We start from the raw sequence: 18336 nt of genomic DNA, 5'->3' as shown, positions 1-18336 counted from the left end.
TCTGCGCAGCGTTCGCGCACGACGGCGTGGAAGCGCTAGGAGATAGAAAAAAGAGTCCAAGGGTAAGGGGAATCATCATGGGGTCATCGTCAATCCAGGTGGGTAATGTGCACCTATGCCGTTCGGAAATCTGATAGTGACACCCACCGTCTGTCTACCAAACTGCATTCCGGCATTCACTGTGGGGAACCCGCAGATCTCGAACGCAACACGTGCAGTCCTATCACGTCCTATCTAACCCAACCCGCGCATCCCCATGCTTTGACAACACAATGGCCAAAAAAAAGAACCCCAACAGGTTCGCAAACGCGAGTGTTGGGGTTCTTGGTAGACCGGGAAGGGTGAAAGCCCGGGATACCCGATGCTTTCACCACCTCCTGGGTGTCGCTTAGAACAACTGCTGCGAGTACTTCAGGTAGATCACGCGGCCGATGTCGTAGGACGGGTTGTAGGCAAACGCCGTGAAACCGTCCGTACCGGTCGGACCCAACGGACCGATCACGCTTTCTGCACCGGTGTAGGTGAGCGGAGCATGGCGGTTGAAGATGTCCGTTGCGCCCAGCGAGATCTGGCCCTTCCACGGTGCCTTCCAGCTGACCTGCAGGTCGTTGAAGGCCAGGCCGCCCTGACGATACAGACCGGAGCCCACGTTGCCCTGCACGATACCGTTGGGATCGGTGCACGGGAAGTAGATTGCCAGGTTCGGGTTATCGGGGTGGCAGGTCTCGCGCAGCGAGGAGTAGAAGCGCGTCGTCCACGTGGCGCTGAAGTCCTTCCAGCTCCAGTTGAAGTTGGTGGTGTCGCGGAAGCGCCATACCGGGCCGAGGACCGGATCGTAGGTGCCGACGTCGTATCTGACCACCGGATCGCCAGGTGCATCCTGTTCAGCCAGCGAAGTGATGTAGGTAGCCGTGGTGTCGATCTTGAACTTGCCGACCGGGGTATCCGGGAAGGTGTAGCTCGCACCAAAGTCGGCGCCGCGTTCATCGATAAAGCCCTGGTTGACCACCGCCTGCAGCAGGTTGACGACCTGGCCGGTCGACGAACGCTGGAACTGGTCACACTCGTTGAGCTCGCCCAGCACATAGCAGTTGTCGAGAATGCTGTTGGCCGCCGGCAAAGTGATGACGTTGTCGATGCGAATGCGATAGTAATCGACATTCACGTTCAAGCCGGTCAGGTAGCTCGGGCTGTAGACGAAGCCGTAGGTGAAGTTCTTGGACGTTTCCGGCTTCAGGTTCGGGTTGGCGCCGGTAAAGAACGGCGTTGCGCTTTCACCGAAGGGACCGGTAACCGGGATGCCGGTTGCGGTGAGCTGCGTGAAGCCCGGACCCACACCCTTCAGGCTGCCGATACCGGCCAGGCAACGCTGTTCGACCACCGGATTACCGGTCAGGCCGTAGTTGACGTCGCACGGATCGGTGTAGTTGGTGAAGCTCTGCATCGTGCCGCCGTACAGATTGGAAATCGACGGTGCACGGAAGCCAGTGCCGTAGCTGGCGCGAACCAGCAGGTCATCGATCGGCTTCCAGGAGAGCTTGTACGAGTTGTTGTTGGTGGTGCCGAAGTTGGTGTAGTGCGAGAGGCGATGCGAGACGTCGAAGTCCAGCAGCTGCGCGCCCGGCAGATCCTTCAGCAGCGGGATGTTCAACTCGGCATAGGCCTCATTGATGCCGTACGAACCTTCACCCGGGTTCTGCTGCAGGTTGGTGTTGAGACCTTCCTGCGTGTAAATGTCGGGAGTCACGCCACCGGACACGTCGCGGTGATCGACACCGAACGCGAAGGTCGCGTCACCTTCACCCAGGAACTGCGGCAAGGTAAACATGTCGCCGCTGATGTTGGCTTGAACCTGGCGCTGCTCGCTCCACGAGTGCGTGAAGAAGTTGTAGTTCAGGTAGTTTTCTTCAGCCGGGGTCAGGCCACCCTGGCCGGAGAACGGATTGAGCGGTACGCACCCGGCGATCACGTTGCCTGGCGTGCCGCATTGCACCTGGCCGTTGGCACCCATGAAGGACGGACCCAGCGCGTCGTACAGATGCACCAGGTTCAGGTTGCCGCCGCCGCCAAAGTCTTGAATGTAGCGGTAGTCGCTGTAGCCCGCATCCCAGTTGAATTCGTTTTCGCCCAGCGAGAAGTCGCCTTCCAGGCCGGCGCGGAAACCGTACTGCTTGATGTTGTTGACGGTGACGCGGTTAGGCTCCATCAACGGCAGTTCAAAGCTCACGCTGTTGCCGGGCAGCGGGTTGTAATAACTGTTCGGCGACAGGGTCGGGAACCAGGCGCTGCCGAGGCTGCCGGCCGGCAGGCCGAGCGCGTTGGCCAGATTCGCACCGTTGGCGGGCGTGTTCGAGCCAAGCGGATAGCCGCCGATGTAGTCGGTGGCGTTGTTGGTGTTGTAGGTGCCGGTGAAGGTCGCCTTGATGTGATCCGTGATGTCGTAGTCACCCTTCAGGAAGTACGAACGCAGACGGTTGTCAGGCGTGAGGGTTTCCAGACCCGCGGAGTTGCCGTAGTCGTTGGCAAAGGTGGCCGACGGGTATTGCACGCCAAACGTGTCGGGATGGTAGTTGGCGATATTCATGCCGTTGCCGCCCGCGTTCACGATCAACGGAACACCGTTGACCAGCCCAGGGACGTTTACCGGCTGACCATTGGGCCCAGTGGCGCCAAGGATCTGACCGTAATCCGACGGACCCTGCGTCTGCGGGTAACCCGGCAGGCTGGCGTAGCCGTACCTACTGAACCAGCCCTGGTTGGCCATGATCTGGTTGATGTTCTGCGCGGTGATGTTGAAGGTGATGTCGCCACGCGACCACTTGTGACCACCGGTCAGGCTGAACTGGTTCTGCTTGCCGTAGTTGCCCGGCGAGTAGGTGCTGTTGTACGTGTCGAGGTACAGGCCATTCACGGTCTTGGTGTGAATGTTGATCACGCCCGCGATAGCGTCGGAGCCGTAAATCGACGAAGCGCCGTCCTGCAGGATTTCAACGCTGTCGATCACTGAGCTGGGCAGCGTGCTGAGGTCGGTCTGGCCAAAGATGTCGGTGGTGTAGCGCTGACCGTCGACCAGGATCAGGGTGCGCGTGGCACCGAGGCCGCGAAGGCTGGCGTACTGACCGACGATGTCGCCCAGCGAGCTCTGGTTACTGGTACCGGCGGAGCCCACCGACGGCACGTTGGCGAGAATCTGGCCAACGCTGACGAAACCCTGCTGCTGCAGTGCTTCATGCGAAAGCTCGGTAACCGGCTGAGCGGTTTCCACGTCTACGCTGCGAATCAGCGAACCGGTGACGGTGATGCCCTGCAGCGTCACGGTCTTGTTGTTGGACTGCGCGGGTGCCGGCGTGGCCGACTGGGTCTGCGCGGTCGACTGCGACGGGGTCGCAGGTTGCTGGCTGGTGGTTGCGGTTTGCGCCGCAGCCACGGTCGCCAGTCCATAGCTACCTAATACCAACGCCATGCGTACCGCATGAGCGATCTTTTGCTGCTGAATTTTCAAGGTCGTACTCCCCAAAGTGGTGATTACTAGCCAGCTAGTCCCTGCCCCTTTTGATCAAGCTCCCTGTGGTTTGCGTCAGTGGGAAAGCCGCAATCCGTAACGCAGTTCATACACGAAAATTACATAAAAAATCGAGCAGCAAGGAATTACGACGATTCGTAAGAAATAATGCTTTCAAAATCAACTATTTGAAATCGTCAGCAAAATGAAAGCTAAATTTTTGCTAGCCCCGAAAGGTGTCTAAGCACTAGATGTCACAAAAAAAGGGCACGGCCAAGCCGTGCCCTGGGGGTGCGACCAAGACTCCGGGCAGGGTGTCCAACACCCCGCCGGAGCGTCAGCAGAATCAGAACAACTGCTGGGAGTACTTCAGGTAGATCACGCGGCCGAAGTCGTACTGCGGGTTGTACGGGAACTGCGTATAGCCATCCGTACCGGTCGGGCCCAACGGACCGATCACGCTTTCAGCACCGATGTAGGTGAAGGGCGCGCGGCGGTTGAAGATGTCCGTGGCACCCAGCGAGATCTGACCCTTCCACGGCGCCTTCCAACTGAGCTGCAGGTCGTTGAAGGCCAGCGCGCCTTGACGATACTGACCCGATTCCTGCCCCTGCACATTGCCATTGGGATTGGTGCACGGGAAGTATTCGTCGAGTTCCGGTACATCCGGACGGCAGGATTCCGACAGCGGCGAGAAGTAACGGATCGTCCACGTGGCGCTGAAGTCCTTCCAGCTCCAGTTGATGTTGGTAGTGTCGCGGAAGCGCCACACCGGACCGAGGATCGGATCGTAGGTGCCGATGTTGTAGTCGACCACCGGGCCACCGGTGACATCCTGCTCACGCAGTTCCGCGATGTAGGTGGCGTTGGTGTCGATCTTGAACTTGCCGACCGGCGTATCCGGGAACAGGTAGCTCATCGTCAAGTCGGCGCCGTGCTCGTCGATGAAGCCTTCGTTGATCACCGCCTGCAACAGGTTGATGACCTGGCCGTTGGTCGCAGAGCGCTGGAACTGCGCACACTCCTGGGCTTCGCCCAGGATGTAGCAGTTGTCCAGGATGCTGTTCGCGGACGGCAAGGTAATCACGTTGTCGACGCGGATGCGGTAGTAGTCCGCCGTGATGTTGAAGCCCGTGAACCAGCTCGGGCTATACACGATACCCGCCGTGAAGTTCTTCGACGTTTCCGGTTTCAGGTTGGGGTTGGCGCCGGTGTAGAAAGGCGTGGTGCTGGTGCTGTTCGGGCTGGTCACCGGCACGCCGTTCGTGTTGAGCTGGGTGAAGCCCGGACCGACGGCCGGCAGGTTCGCGAAGCCGTTCAAGCAGCGCTGCTCGACGACCGGGTTGCTGGTGTAGCCGAAGTTGACGTCGCACGGGTCGGTGTAGCTGGTGAAGCTCTGCATCGTGCCGCCGTACAGGTTGGAGATCGAACCCGCACGGAAGCCGGTGCCGTAGCTGGCGCGAACCAGCAGGTCATCGATCGGCTTGTACGACAACTTGTAGGAGTTGTTGTTGGTGGTGCCGAAGTTGGTGTAATGCGAAAGGCGGTGCGAGACGTCGAAGTCCAGCAACTGCGCGCCGGTCAGATCCTTCAGCAGCGGCAGGTTGACTTCGGCGTACGCTTCGTTGATGCCGTACGAACCCTCACCCGGATTCTGCTGCAGGTTGGTGTTCAAGCCCTGCTGCGTATAGCTATCGGGAGTGACACCGCCGGAAACATCGCGGTGGTCCGCGCCGATTGCGAACGTGGCATCACCTTGGCCCAGCGACTGCGGCAAGGTGAACATGTCGCCGCTCAAGTCGGTCTTGACTTCACGCTGCTGGCTCCACGAGTGGGTGAAGAAGGTGTAGTTGAGGTAGTTGATCTCGGCTGGAGTCAGGCCGCCTTGGCCGGAGAACGGATTGAGCGGTACGCAACCGGCGATCACATTGCCCGGCGTACCGCACACCACCTGGCCGGAGGCGTTCATGAAGGACGGACCCACGGCGTCGTACAGATGCACCAGGTTCAAGTTGCCGGGACCACCGCTGTCCTGGATATAGCGATAATCGCTGTAGTTCGCGTCCCAGTTGAATTCATTCTCGCCCAGCGTGAAGTCGCCTTCGAGGCCGGTGCGGAAGCCTTCCTGCTTGAGGTTGTTGTTATCGACGCGATTGGGCTCCTGCAGCGGCAGGCTGAACTGCACGCTGTCGCCTGCGCTGGCCAGCGGGTTGTAATAACTGTTCGGCGACAGTGACGGGAACCAGACCGTACCGAGGCTGCCGGCAGGCAGGCCCAGTGCCTTGGCCAGGTTCGCGCCGTTGGCCGGCGTCAGCGAGCTCACCGGATAGCCGCCAATATAGTCGGTAGCGTCGTTGGTGTTGTAGGTGCCGGTGAACTTCGCCGTGATGTGGTCGGTGACTTTGAAATCACCTTTCAACGTGTACGACCGCAGGCGGTTATCCGGCTGCAACGTTTCCAGTCCCGCCGAGTTGTAATAGTCGTTGGCGTAATACGGCGTCGGATATTGAACGCCGAACGTGTTGACGTGGTAGTTGGCGATATCCTGCCCGTTCTGGCCCATGTTGACCGTCAACGGGGCGGAGAGCGGCGTGCCGTTTACCCCGGTGATGGTGCCGTAATCGGATGGTCCCACCGTGGCCGGCATGTTCGGGAAGCTGAAATAGCCGTTTTTACTGAACCAGGCTTCGCTGGACAGGATCTGATTGATGTTCTGCACGGTCGCGTTGAAGGTGAACGAGCCGCGCGAGAACTTATGGCCACCGGTCAGGCTGAACTGGCTTTGCTTGCCATAGTTACCCGGTGAATACGTGCTGTTGTACGTGTCGAGATAAAGACCTTCCACACTCTTGGTGTGGATATTGATCACGCCTGCAATAGCGTCGGAACCGTAAATCGACGATGCGCCGTCCTGCAGGATGTCCACGCTGTCAATCAACGAGCTGGGAATGGTGCTGAGGTCGGTCTGGCCGAAGATATCGGTGGTGTAGCGTTCGCCGTCGACGAGGATCAGTGTGCGCGGAGCACCCAGACCGCGAAGGCTCGCGTACTGACCGACGATGCCGCCGAGCGAGCTGTTATCGCTGGTGCCGGAAGAACCCACCGACGGCACGTTCTGCAGAATCGAGCCGACGCTGACGAAGCCCTGCTGCTGCAGTGCTTCATGCGAGAGTTCGGTAACCGGCTGGGCGGTTTCCACGTCCACGCTGCGAATCAGCGAACCGGTGACGGTGATGCCCTGCAGGGTCACGGTCTTGTTGTTGGCGGGCGCGGGTGCCGGCGTGGCCGACTGAGCCTGCGCGCCCGGCTGCGAAGTGTTCGCTGGCGGTTGTTGGGTGGAGGTTGCGGTCTGCGCCGCGGCTATGGTCGCGAATCCACAGCTACCCCAAACCAACGCCATGCGAATCGCATGAGCGATTTTTTGCTGCTGAATTTTCAAAGTGATACTCCCCAGAGTCACGTGATGGTGATTACACGTCAGCGGATCCCTGCCTGCTTTTTCAAAACTCCCCCGGCTAGCGTCCCCAGCTAGCCGCAACCCGTGCCGAAAGTCATGCACAAAGCCGTGCCGAAAGTCATACACGAAAATTACATAGAAAATCGACAAGCAAGTTATTACGACAATTCGTAATAAATAACATATTAAAAATTAATGACTTATGGCCGTAAGCCACACGAAAGCTAATTTTTTGCTAATCGAGAAGGCGTCCAAAGACAATCTGGCGAAGAAAAATGTCACAACCGAGCCGCCCCCGTTGAGCGCGAAACTGGCCAACGGGGCCTCGTAACCTCGCCGGAGGGATAACAGGATCAGAGCAACGGCTGGCCATGTTTCAAATGAATGATGGTCGACGTTGTATCCCGGGTTATGTGAAAACGGCATATAGCCGTCCATACCAAGTGCGCACTGACCATGCTTTCCCACTTGGTAGATGAGCGGGCACGACGTGTGTGATGCATGGCCCATCAGGTATGTGCAATAAAAAAGCGCGGCATGGCCGCGCTCGTGCGTTTCATTGAGGCGACGCAGCGATCAGCATGCGTCGCAAGATTCCTCAGCCTGCCCCTCTCCCATCAAGGAGAGGGGCAGGACATTGCATCGCGAAGTGTCGATCCCGATCAGCAGATCAGAACAACTTCTGCGAGTACTTCAGGTAGATCACGCGGCCGATGTCGTAGGACGGGTTGTAGGCTTGCGACGTAAAACCGTCGGTGCCAGTTGGGCCCAACGGTCCGATCACGCTTTCGGCACCGGTGTAGGTGAGCGGTGCGTGGCGGTTGAAGACGTCGGTCGCACCCAGCGAAATCTGACCCTTCCACGGTGCCTTCCAGCTGATCTGCAGGTCGTTGAACGCCAGCGCACCCTGACGATACAGGCCGGCTCCCTCACCCTGCACGTTGCCGTTGATGTTGTCGCACGGGAAATACATTTCCAGTTGCGGGGCATCCGGGCGGCAGGACTCCGACAGCGAGGAGTAGTAGCGGACCGTCCAGGTGGCGCTGAAGCTCCTCCAGCTCCAGTTGATATTGGTGGTATCGCGGAATCGCCACACCGGGCCGAGGATCGGATCGTAGGTGCCCAGGTTGTAGGAAACCACCGGACCAGGCACCGCGGTCTGCTCATACAACGAATTGATGTAGGTGCCGGTGGTATCGATCTTGAACTTGCCGAACGGGGTATCCGGGAAGATATAGCTCAGCCCGATGTCGGTGCCACGTTCGTCGATGAAGCCTTCATTGGTCACTGCCTGCAGCAGATTGATGACCTGGCCATTCGTCGCCGAGCGCTGGAACTGACCGCACTGCTGCAATTCGCCCAGGATGTAGCAGTTGTTCAAGATGCTGTTGGCCGACGGCAGCGTAATGATGTTGTCGACGCGGATGCGGTAGTAGTCGGCCGTGATATTGAAGCCGTCCAGCCAGCTCGGGCTATAGACGATACCGGCGGTATAGTTCTTCGACGTTTCCGGTTTCAGATTGGGATTGGCGCCCGTGAAGTACGGAGTAGTGCTGGGGCTGTTGGGACTGCTGACCGGCACGCCATTGGTATTGAGCTGGTGGAAGTTCGCGCCGACGCCGGCCAGGTTGCCGATACCGCTCAGGCAACGCTGCTCGACAACCGGATTGCTGGTGTAGCCGTACACGACGTCGCAGGGATCGGTGTAGCTGGTGAAGCTCTGCATCGTGCCGCCGTACAGATTGGAAATCGACGGCGCACGGAAGCCGGTGCCGTAGCTGGCGCGGACCAATAGATCATTGATCGGCTTCCACGACAGCTTGTAGGAGTTGTTGTTGGTGGTACCGAAGTTGGTGTAGTGCGATAAGCGATGCGAGACGTCGAAGTCCAGCAGCTGCGCGCCGGGCAGATCCTTCAGCAGCGGCATGTTGACTTCCGCGTACGCTTCGTTGATGCCATACGAACCTTCGCCCGGATTCTGCTGCAGGTTGGTGTTGAGACCTTGCTCCGTGTAGGGATCGGGCGTGACGGCGCCGGACACGTCGCGGTGATCGACACCGAAAGCGAAGGTCGTGTCACCTTCGCCAAGCGCTTGCGGCAAGGTGAACATGTCGCCGCTGATGTTGGCCTGGACCTGGCGCTGCTCGCTCCAGGAGTGGGTGAAGAAGGTGTAGTTGAGATAGTTGATCTCGGCGGGAGTCAGGCCGCCCGAGCCGGAGAACGGATTGAGCGGTACGCAGCCGGCAATCACATTACCCGGCGTACCGCACACCACTTGACCCGAGGCGTTCATGAAGGATGGGCCGATCGCGTTGTAAAGGTGGACCAGGTTCAGGTTGCCGGGACCACCCATGTCCTGGATGTAGCGGTAGTCGCTATAGCCCGCATCCCAGTTGAACTCGTTCTCGCCTACCGTGAAGTCGCCTTCCAGGCCAACACGGAAACCGTACTGCTTGATGTTGTTGATCGTGTAACGGTTGGGCTCGTACAGCGGCAGGCTGAACTGCAGGCTGTTACCGGGCAGCGGGTTGTAAAAGCTGTTCGGCGACAAGGCAGGGAACCAGGCTCCGCCAAGGCTGCCGGCGGGCAGGCCCAGCGCCCTGGCCAGGTTCACGCCATTGGCTGGCGTCAGTGAACTCAACGGATAGCCGCCGTAGAAGTCGGTGGCGTTGTTGGTATTGTAGGTGCCGGTGAAGGTCGCCTTGATGTGATCCGTCAGGTCGTAATCGCCCTTCAGAAAGTACGAACGCAGCTTGTTATCCGGTTGGAGCGTCTCCAGCGCCGCGGAATTGGCATAGTCGTTGGAGAAATAGGGGCTTGGATATTGCACGCCAAACGTATTGACGTGGTAGTTGGCGATATTCAGTCCGTTCTGGCCGGCATTGACCGTCAACGGGTTGGCGAGTGGCGTGCCATTGATGCCCAGGATGGTGCCGTAATCGGAAGCCTGCTCGCTCTGTGGGTATTGCGGCACGCTGCCATAGCCATACTTGCTGAACCAGACTTGGCTCGCATAGATCTGGTCGATGTTCTGCACCGTCACGTTGAAGGTGATGTCGCCGCGCTTGAACTTGTGGCCGCCGGTCAGGCTGAACTGGCTCTGCTTGCCATAGTTACCGGGCGAGTAGGTGCTGTTGTAGGTATCCAGGTACAGGCCATTCACATTCTTGGTGTGGATGTTGATCACGCCCGCGATCGCGTCGGAGCCGTAGACGGACGATGCGCCGTCCTGCAGGATTTCCACGCTGTCGATCAGCGAACTGGGAATCGTGCTGAGATCGGTCTGGCCGAAGATGTCGGTGGTGTAGCGCTGGCCGTCCACCAGGATCAAGGTGCGCGTCGCACCCAGGCCACGCAGGCTGGCGTATTCGCCGACGATGTCGCCCAGTGAACTTTGGTTACTGGTGCCGGACGAACCGACCGACGGTACGTTCTGCAGAATCTGGCCGACGCTGACGAAGCCCTGCTGCTGCAGTGCTTCATGCGAAAGCTCGGTAACCGGCTGGGCCGTTTCCACATCCACACTGCGAATCAGCGAGCCGGTAACGGTGACGCCCTGCAGGGTCACGGTCTTGTTGGGCTGCGCGGGTGCGGCGTTTTGCGGTGGTGCCGACGACGATTGCGTGGTCGACTGCGGCGTGGTTGCAGGGGGTTGTTGGCTGGAGGTTGCGGTCTGCGCCGCGGCTATGGTCGCAAATCCACAGCTACCTAATACCAATGCCATGCGAATCGCGTGAGCGATTTTTTGTTGCTGAATGTTCAAGGTCGTGCTCCCCAGGGTTGCGTGATGGTCAATGCACGCCACGGCTGACTTGCCCGTTTTTTAAAACTCCCCCTGGTCTGCGTGCGCTTCATCAAAGCGACGCACCGATCAGCATACGTCGCAAGATTCCTCAGCCTGTCCCTCTCCCACTAGGGAGAGGGACAGTAAATTGCATCGCGAAGTCGAGAGCCTGTCGGCAGATCAGAAGAACTTCTGCGAGTATTTCAAATAGATCACGCGGCCAATGTCATACAGCGGGTTGTACGGATATTGGCTGAAACCGTCGGTACCGGTTGGACCAAGCGGACCGGCGATGCTGTATACGCCGGTATACGACAGTGGTGCTGTGCGATTGAAGATGTCGGTGGCGCCTACGGCGATGCGGCCGTGCCAGGGTGCATCCCAGCTCAGCTGCAGGTCGTTGAACGCCAGCGCGCCCTGACGCTGTATGCCGGTGGGTGAATTAACCAGATCCAGGGTCGGATTGTTGCAGGGGAAGTTTTCATTCAACAGCGGGTTGTCGGGATGGCATGACTCCGACAGCGAGGAGTAGTAGCGGACGGTCCAGGTGGCGCCAAAACCGCGATAGCTCCAGTTGAGGTTGGTCGTGACACGCGTACGCCAGATCGGGCCAAGCACCGTGTCGTAACTGCCCAGGGTGTTGGAAATCACCGGTCCGCCCGCCACCGCCTGTTCGCGCAGCGACTGGATATAGGTGCCGCTGGCGTCGACCTTGAATTTGCCCACCGGTGTATCCGGGAACAGATAGCTGATGCTGACGTCTTCGCCGCGTTCTTCCAGGAAGCCTTCGTTGATCAGCGCCTGCAGCAGGTTGACAATTTGACCGCTACCGTTGCGCTGGAACTGATCGCACTGTTGCAGGATGCCCAGCAGGTAGCAGTTATCCGCAATGCTGGTGGCGGTCGGCAGGGTGATGATGTTGTCGACACGGATGCGATAGTAATCCGCGGTGACGTTGAAGCCGGTCGCCCAGCTCGGGCTGTACACGATACCGCCGGTCCAGCTGGTGGACGTTTCAGGCTTCAATTGCGAGTTGGCGCCGGTGTAGTACGGCGTGGCGCTGATCGAATTGGGGCCGGAGACCGGCACGCCCGAAGACGTGAGCTGGGTGAAGCCGGGGCCGACGCCGGCAAGGCTGCCGATGCCGGCCAAGCAGCGTTGTTCAACGACTGGATTGCCGGTGAGGCCGAAGTTGACGTCGCACGGATCGGTGTACGTCGTGAAGCTCTGCATATTGCCGCCGTACAAGTTGGCGATCGACGGCGCGCGGAAGCCGGTGCCATAGCTGCCGCGGATCAGCAGGTCGTTGATCGGCTTCCACGAAATCTTGTACTGGTTGTTGTTGGTGGTGCCGAAGTCGGTGTAGTGCGAGAAGCGGTGCGCAACGTCGAAATCCAATAGCTGCGCACCGGCCATATCCTTCAATAGCGGCACGTTAAGTTCGACGTACGCTTCGCCGACACCGTACGAACCCTCGCCCGGGTTCTGCTGCAGGTTGGTGTTGAGTCCTTCCTGCGTGTATTCGTCCGGCGTGGCGGCGCCGCTGACATCGCGGTGACTGACGCCGAAGGCAAAGGTGGCGTCACCCGAACCCAGGGACTCGGGAAGGGTCCAGATGTCGCCGCTCAAGTTGGCGTCCACCGTACGGTTTTCGCTGAAGGAGCGCGTGCCGGCAATGATATTGAGGTAATTGATTTGAGCCGGGGTCAGGCCGCCTGAGCCTGAGAACGGATTGACTGGTACGCAACCGGCGATCACATGACCCGGCGTGCCGCACACGACCTGGCCGGCCGAATCCAGGAAGGACGGGCCCAGTCCCAGATAGGCGTTGACCAGGTTGAGGTTGCCGGGGCCAAAACTGGATTGGTCATAGCGATAGTCGCTGTAGCCCGCATCCCAGTTGAACTCGTTCTCGCCGATCTCGAAGTCGCCTTCCAGGCCAACGCGGAAGCCGGCCTGCTTGATCTTGTTGTCGTCAGAACGGTTGGGATAGAGCAGTGGTAGCGAGAACTGCAGGTTATCGCCGGGCAGCGGGTTGTAGTAACTCTGCGACGAGAGCACCGGGAAATACGTGGCGGGGAAGGTGCCTGCCGGCAGTCCCAGTGCCTTGGCCAGGTTGGCGCCGTTGACCGGCGTCGACGAACTTAATGGATAACCGCCGATCATCACGTACGAATTGTTGGTGTTGTACGTGCCGGTGAAATTGGCAGTGATGTGATCGGTGATCTTGTAATCGCCCTTCAAGGTAAACGAACGCAGCCGGCTGCTCGGTACCAGCGTATTGAGGAACGAGCCGTTGGTGTAGTCGTTATTGAAGGTGGGTGATGGATACTCGAGGCCGAACGTGTCCGGATGGTAGTCGGCGAGATTCATGCCGTTGCCGCCGGCATTGACGATCAACGGCGCCGGGATGCCGTTAACCATGGAATTGTTCAGCGCCGGAACACTGACTGGTTGCCCGGTCGCAGGATTGATCGCGCCAAGGATCTGGCCATAAGGCGAAGGGCCTACTGCCTGCGGATAGTTCGGGCCAAAGCTGAAAAAGCCGTACCTGCTGTATGGGCGATCCGGCGCGTTGAGCGCGCCCTGGTTCTGCGCCGTAAAGTTGGCGATGAACGAGCCGCGTGAAAACTTCTTGCCGCCGGTCAGGCTGAATTGGCCGATGTTGCCGTCATGGTCCGGTTGATATGTGCTGTTGTACGTGTCGAGCTGTACACCATCAAAATCCTTCTTGGTGATGATGTTGATCACGCCTGAGATGGCGTCCGAACCATAGATCGCCGACGCGCCGTCCTGCAGGATTTCGACGTGATCGATCAGCGAACTGGGAATGGTGCTGAGGTCGGTCTGGCCGAAGATGTCAGTGGTGTAGCGCTGGCCATCAACAAGCACCAGGGTGCGAGGCGCGCCAAGTCCGCGCAGGCTGGCGTACTGACCGACGATGTTGCCCAAGGCACTCTGAGTACTCGTGCCTGACGAGCCTACCGAAGTGACGTTGTTCAGAATCTGCCCAACCGTGACGAAGCCTTGCTGTTGCAGCGCTTCGTGCGAAAGTTCTGTTACGGGTTGCGCCGTTTCCACGTCCACACTGCGAATCAACGAACCGGTGACGGTTACACCTTGCAGGGTGATGGTCTTATTGGATGGCGGCGGTGGCGGAGGCGGGGTGCCGGTGGGTGGTGGAGGTGGAGTGGTTTGCGTCTGTGCGCCGGTCGCTTGGCTGGCACCGCTCGGTTGATTGGGCGTTGATGTTTGAGCCACAGCGATCGTCGTTAATGCACAGCTACCCAGGATCAACGCCGTGCGGATCGCGAGAGCGATTTTATGATGCTGTATGTTCAAGGTAGTACTCCCCAATTAATTGCGTGATTGCAACTTGGACTTACTCCTTAACGCTTGTGTGGTGATGCCTCATGGCGCCGTCTTGCGTAGTGTGGGCGTACGCAATCCGTGAAAGCGATATTAACTCCGGACAGGTATAAAGTGACGATTTACTGTGAAAATTTGCGTGTTATGCGTGCAGATATAACGTGAATTGCAGTTGCCATGCGTGGCGTTATTTGAAATAAATAATTTATACGCGTCAGGTACGCATTATTCATGCCTAAAACAAGGTCGAATATTACGCTTGAATCGATTTAAGATAAGATTGTTTTGTTAAATATAAAAGGCGCACGTGAAAATAGTCCTAATTAATACTGGACATGACAGTGTTTAACATTTGGAACGCGCGGCGGACAAAATAATGGCAACTCAAAAGGAATGCCGGGAGTGGTGCGTTTGCCAAGCGCCATTAGCGCATATACCCGGTCATGTGGGCTCCGTTAGCGGCGCGGCCTCGCTGCGGGATGCGCCGGTTGCCTTCTTCCTTCCAGTCACCCGCAAAGCAGGGCATGGCGTGTGCAGCCGAGTTTGGGAGTGGATCAGCTGGAGTCCTGGGTTGGGCTTTACGGAGGTGCGCGCACGCTGGCGCGTCGTCCCTCATGTCCGGCTGACTACGCCCCCATGGTTGCCCGTAGCGCTCAGTAACGCGTGACCATTTCGTTATGCAGCAGATCGCCGCAAATATCGCGCAGACGGGTCAGCAGAGCATGCCGATGCGCAGCGACTTCGGCAGGTAAGCGGCCGATGCCATGCAACTCGACACAGCGCAGTGCGGCTTGATAGGCGAGCAAGGGGCCGGGCACTTCCGATCGCCGCTGGGCGTCGCCTTGCCACAGGACCGCCACCCAGCCTTCTTCGCGTTCGGCGCCGGATTCGTCCACCGGCATCAGCAAGGTGCCGTCGACCAGGGACAACGCGCAATCGTATCCATCGGCAAACTGGAAGGTGTACAGCGGCATCAGCTCGGCGATGTAGTCGACGATGCGTTGGCTCAATAGATTCATCCGGCTCTCCGTGGCGTGCACTCGTCTATCAATGCTGGAACGACTATGGAACCGTGATGAGGGACTTGAGCGAGGCCAGGTCCGATGCGGAAAGTTTCCGCATCAGCGGTACGAGTCGCTGACCGTGATAGAGATATGCAGTGGCTGACCCGTTGCTGTGTGCGTAGACCGTCAGGGTGGAGCTCTGCCCATCCGCGCCTTGCATGTCCACTTCGAAGACCGGGTTGTCCGGAATGTTGACGGTCATGCCGGACCAGTCATTGCGCGCGGTGATCCAGTTCGAAAGTGCGGCGAGTTGAGTGCTGGTCAAGACATGATCAGGAACACCTTGCTCCTTGACGCTGGCACTGGTCTGTCCTGTAGCGATCTGATGCACGTTCATGCGCTGGAAACAACCGGCAAGCGCCATCAGGCTGATCATGAGGAAGACCGAGGCAACACGCGTAGACATGACGATCCTTTTGCGGAGTGGGTCGAACTGTCACTGTAGCGCTGGCATATGGCAGCCTGCGGACGGCAGGTGTCGTCCGGTAATACCCGTCAAGCCACGGCGGCGCCCCTTCTGTACGTAAGCGTACGTTTGAGCTTCGCGCCCGGCAAGGTCTTGGATTTGACGAAGCTGTCCCAAGATCAAGGCGCCACAACGTCCCATCGTCCGGGGCGCGGTTGGTATCCGCGAATCGTCGCCATGACAAGACGGTGTCGCGCTTTCGCCTGGCGGGTGAAAACGCGACAATGACTGGCTTTCGCGGATGCCCATCGCCCGTTCTGACGATGCCCGGCGATGGCGGCGCACAGGGTTGTGTGCCGGGTGGCGCCGGCTTTGTCGCGGTGACCACACCCCCATTCGATATGCCGTAGCCATAGAGGCCCATGCAGACCATGTCCAACACGCCCAAGATCATCTATACGCTCACCGATGAGGCGCCGTATCTCGCCACGCACTCCCTGTTGCCGATCATCGATGCCTACACGAGCACCGCCGGTATCAAGGTTGAGACGCGTGACATCTCGCTCGCCGGCCGCATCCTGGCGCAGTTCCCGGACATCCTCAAAGAGGGCCAGAAAGTTTCCGACGACCTGACCGAGCTGGGCGAACTGGCGACCACGCCGGATGCCAACATCATCAAGTTGCCCAACATCAGCGCCTCCATGCCGCAGCTCAAGGCCGCGATCAAGGAATTGCAGGCGCAAGGATATGCGCTACCGGATTATCCGGAAGAGCCCAAGGACGTCAGCGACTGGAACGTTCGCGCCCGCTACGACAAGGTGAAGGGCAGTGCGGTGAACCCGGTGCTGCGCGAAGGCAATTCCGACCGCCGCGCACCGCCCTCCGTGAAAAATTACGCGCGCAAGCACCCGCACAAGATGGGCGCCTGGAGCGCTGATTCCAAAACCCACGTCGCGCACATGTCCGGCGGCGATTTCTACGGCAGCGAAAAGTCCACCCTGGTCGATCAGGCGACGGTCGCCAAGATCGAGTGGTTCGGCAAGGACGGCAGCAGCACCGTATTGAAGGAAAAGACCAACCTCACCGCCGGCGAAATCATCGACGCCGCCGTGATGAGCAAGAAGGCGTTGGCCAGCTTCATCGACGCGCAGATCGAAGACGCCAAGAAGCAGGGCGTGCTGTTCTCGGTGCATCTGAAGGCCACGATGATGAAGGTCTCCGACCCCATCATGTTCGGCAATGTCGTCACCGAGTTCTACAAGGATGTGCTGGCCAAGCACGCCGATACGCTCAAGAGCATCGGCTTCAATCCGAACAACGGTATCGGCGACCTGTACGCACGCATCGGCGCCTTGCCGGCGGACAAGCAGGCCGAGATCAAGGCCGATGTCGACGCCGAATACGCCAAGCGTCCGGCCATGGCGATGGTGAATTCCGACAAGGGCATCACCAATCTGCACGTGCCCAGCGACGTGATCATCGACGCGTCCATGCCGGCGATGATCCGCGACTCCGGCAAGATGTGGAACACCGAAGGCAAGCTGCAGGACACCAAGGCGGTGATTCCGGATCGCAGCTATGCGGGCGTGTATCAGGCGGTGATCGAGGACTGCAAGGCGCACGGTGCCTACGATCCGGCCACCATGGGCAGCGTGCCCAATGTCGGCCTGATGGCGCAGGCAGCCGAAGAATACGGTTCGCACGACAAGACCTTCCAGATCGCCGGTGACGGCGTGGTGCGCGTCACCGATGCCAACGGCAAGGTGTTGCTGGAACAGAACGTGGAAGCCGGCGACATCTGGCGCATGTGCCAGACCAAGGACGCTCCGGTGCAGGATTGGGTGAAGCTGGCCGTGACCCGTGCCCGCCTCAGCAACACACCGGCAGTGTTCTGGCTGGACAAGAACCGCGCGCACGATGCGCAGATCATCGCCAAGGTCGAGCGCTATCTGAAGGATCACGACCTCAGTGGGCTGGATATCCGCACGCTCTCGCCGGTCGATGCCACCAAGTTCTCGCTGGAGCGCATCCGCAAGGGCCAGGACACGATTTCGGTCACCGGCAACGTGCTGCGCGACTACCTCACCGACCTGTTCCCGATCATGGAACTGGGCACCAGCGCGAAGATGCTGTCCATCGTGCCGCTGATGGCCGGTGGTGGCCTGTTCGAAACCGGTGCCGGTGGTTCGGCGCCCAAGCACGTGCAGCAGTTCCTGGAAGAGAACTGCCTGCGTTGGGATTCGCTGGGTGAATTCCTGGCCCTGGCGGCCTCGCTCGAACATCTCGCCAACCGCTACAACAATGCTGCGGCGCGCGTGCTGGCCAAGACGCTGGATCAGGCCAACGGCAAGTTCCTCGACAACAACAAGTCGCCTGCGCGCAAGGTCGGCGAACTCGACAATCGCGGCAGCCATTTCTATCTGGCCATGTACTGGGCGCAAGCGTTGGCGGAACAGAACGACGATGCCGTGCTGAAGGCAAAGTTTGCATCGTTGGCCAAGGCGCTGACCGATAACGAAGCCAAGATCGTCGGCGAACTCAACGGTGCGCAGGGCAAACCGAACGACATCCGCGGTTACTACCATCCGGATGTTGCGCTGGTGAGCAAGGACATGCGGCCGAGCGAGACGTTCAATAAGGCGCTCGCGGCGCTGTAAGCCTTTAGCCTTTCTCCCTCTCCCCTTCGGGCGACGCAAAGCTAGTCCCTGTGGGAGAGAGGGTGGGGGTGAGGGGACATTCTTGCGTTGAACTACC

At 59.2% G+C, this 18336-nt stretch carries 7 protein-coding genes; 1 reads left to right on the top strand and 6 read right to left on the bottom strand.

Annotated features, from left to right (window positions below; translation table 11 throughout):
• Positions 1-388: 388 nt before the first annotated feature.
• From ISP19_RS12635 to ISP19_RS12610, 6 genes are all read right to left on the bottom strand, one after another.
• A complete protein-coding gene (locus tag ISP19_RS12635; protein WP_204682725.1) occupies positions 389-3502 on the bottom strand; it encodes a TonB-dependent receptor plug domain-containing protein in 3114 nt (1037 codons plus the stop codon).
• 346 nt (positions 3503-3848) lie between these two features.
• Positions 3849-6902: a TonB-dependent receptor plug domain-containing protein gene (locus ISP19_RS12630; protein WP_204682723.1), complete on the bottom strand. Its 3054-nt coding sequence runs from the start codon at positions 6900-6902 to the stop codon at positions 3849-3851.
• A 727-nt stretch (positions 6903-7629) separates the two neighbouring features.
• A complete protein-coding gene (locus ISP19_RS12625) occupies positions 7630-10722 on the bottom strand; it encodes a TonB-dependent receptor plug domain-containing protein (RefSeq protein WP_204682721.1) in 3093 nt (1030 codons plus the stop codon).
• 201 nt (positions 10723-10923) lie between these two features.
• Entirely contained in the window at positions 10924-14004 is a 3081-nt protein-coding gene (locus ISP19_RS12620; RefSeq protein ID WP_204682713.1) for a TonB-dependent receptor plug domain-containing protein, read from the bottom strand.
• Positions 14005-14765: 761 nt separating this feature from the next.
• Positions 14766-15131 carry a hypothetical protein gene (locus ISP19_RS12615; RefSeq protein ID WP_204682697.1) on the bottom strand — a complete coding sequence of 122 codons (366 nt, stop codon included), beginning with the start codon at positions 15129-15131 and terminating at the stop codon, positions 14766-14768.
• 43 nt (positions 15132-15174) lie between these two features.
• Entirely contained in the window at positions 15175-15582 is a 408-nt protein-coding gene (locus ISP19_RS12610) for a hypothetical protein (RefSeq protein WP_204682695.1), read from the bottom strand.
• Positions 15583-16013: 431 nt separating this feature from the next.
• Here ISP19_RS12610 and ISP19_RS12605 point away from each other — a divergent pair, with 431 nt between their 5' ends.
• Positions 16014-18239 (top strand): NADP-dependent isocitrate dehydrogenase, encoded by a 2226-nt coding sequence (locus ISP19_RS12605; RefSeq protein WP_204682886.1) that lies wholly within the window; start codon positions 16014-16016, stop codon positions 18237-18239.
• Positions 18240-18336: the final 97 nt, after the last annotated feature.

The sequence above is a fragment of the Dyella flava genome, assembly GCF_016904955.1.
GTDB classification, from domain to species: domain Bacteria; phylum Pseudomonadota; class Gammaproteobacteria; order Xanthomonadales; family Rhodanobacteraceae; genus Dyella_B; species Dyella_B flava.
The sequence above is the reverse complement of the archived record's forward strand: the minus strand, read 5'-3'. Positions and strand labels throughout refer to the sequence as shown.

Coding starts and splice junctions, on each gene's coding strand:
- ISP19_RS12605 (WP_204682886.1), top strand. CDS start 16,014: ATGTCCAACACGCCCAAGATCATCTATACGCTCACCGATGAGGCGCCG.
- ISP19_RS12610 (WP_204682695.1), bottom strand. CDS start 15,582: ATGTCTACGCGTGTTGCCTCGGTCTTCCTCATGATCAGCCTGATGGCG.
- ISP19_RS12630 (WP_204682723.1), bottom strand. CDS start 6,902: ATGGCGTTGGTTTGGGGTAGCTGTGGATTCGCGACCATAGCCGCGGCG.
- ISP19_RS12615 (WP_204682697.1), bottom strand. CDS start 15,131: ATGAATCTATTGAGCCAACGCATCGTCGACTACATCGCCGAGCTGATG.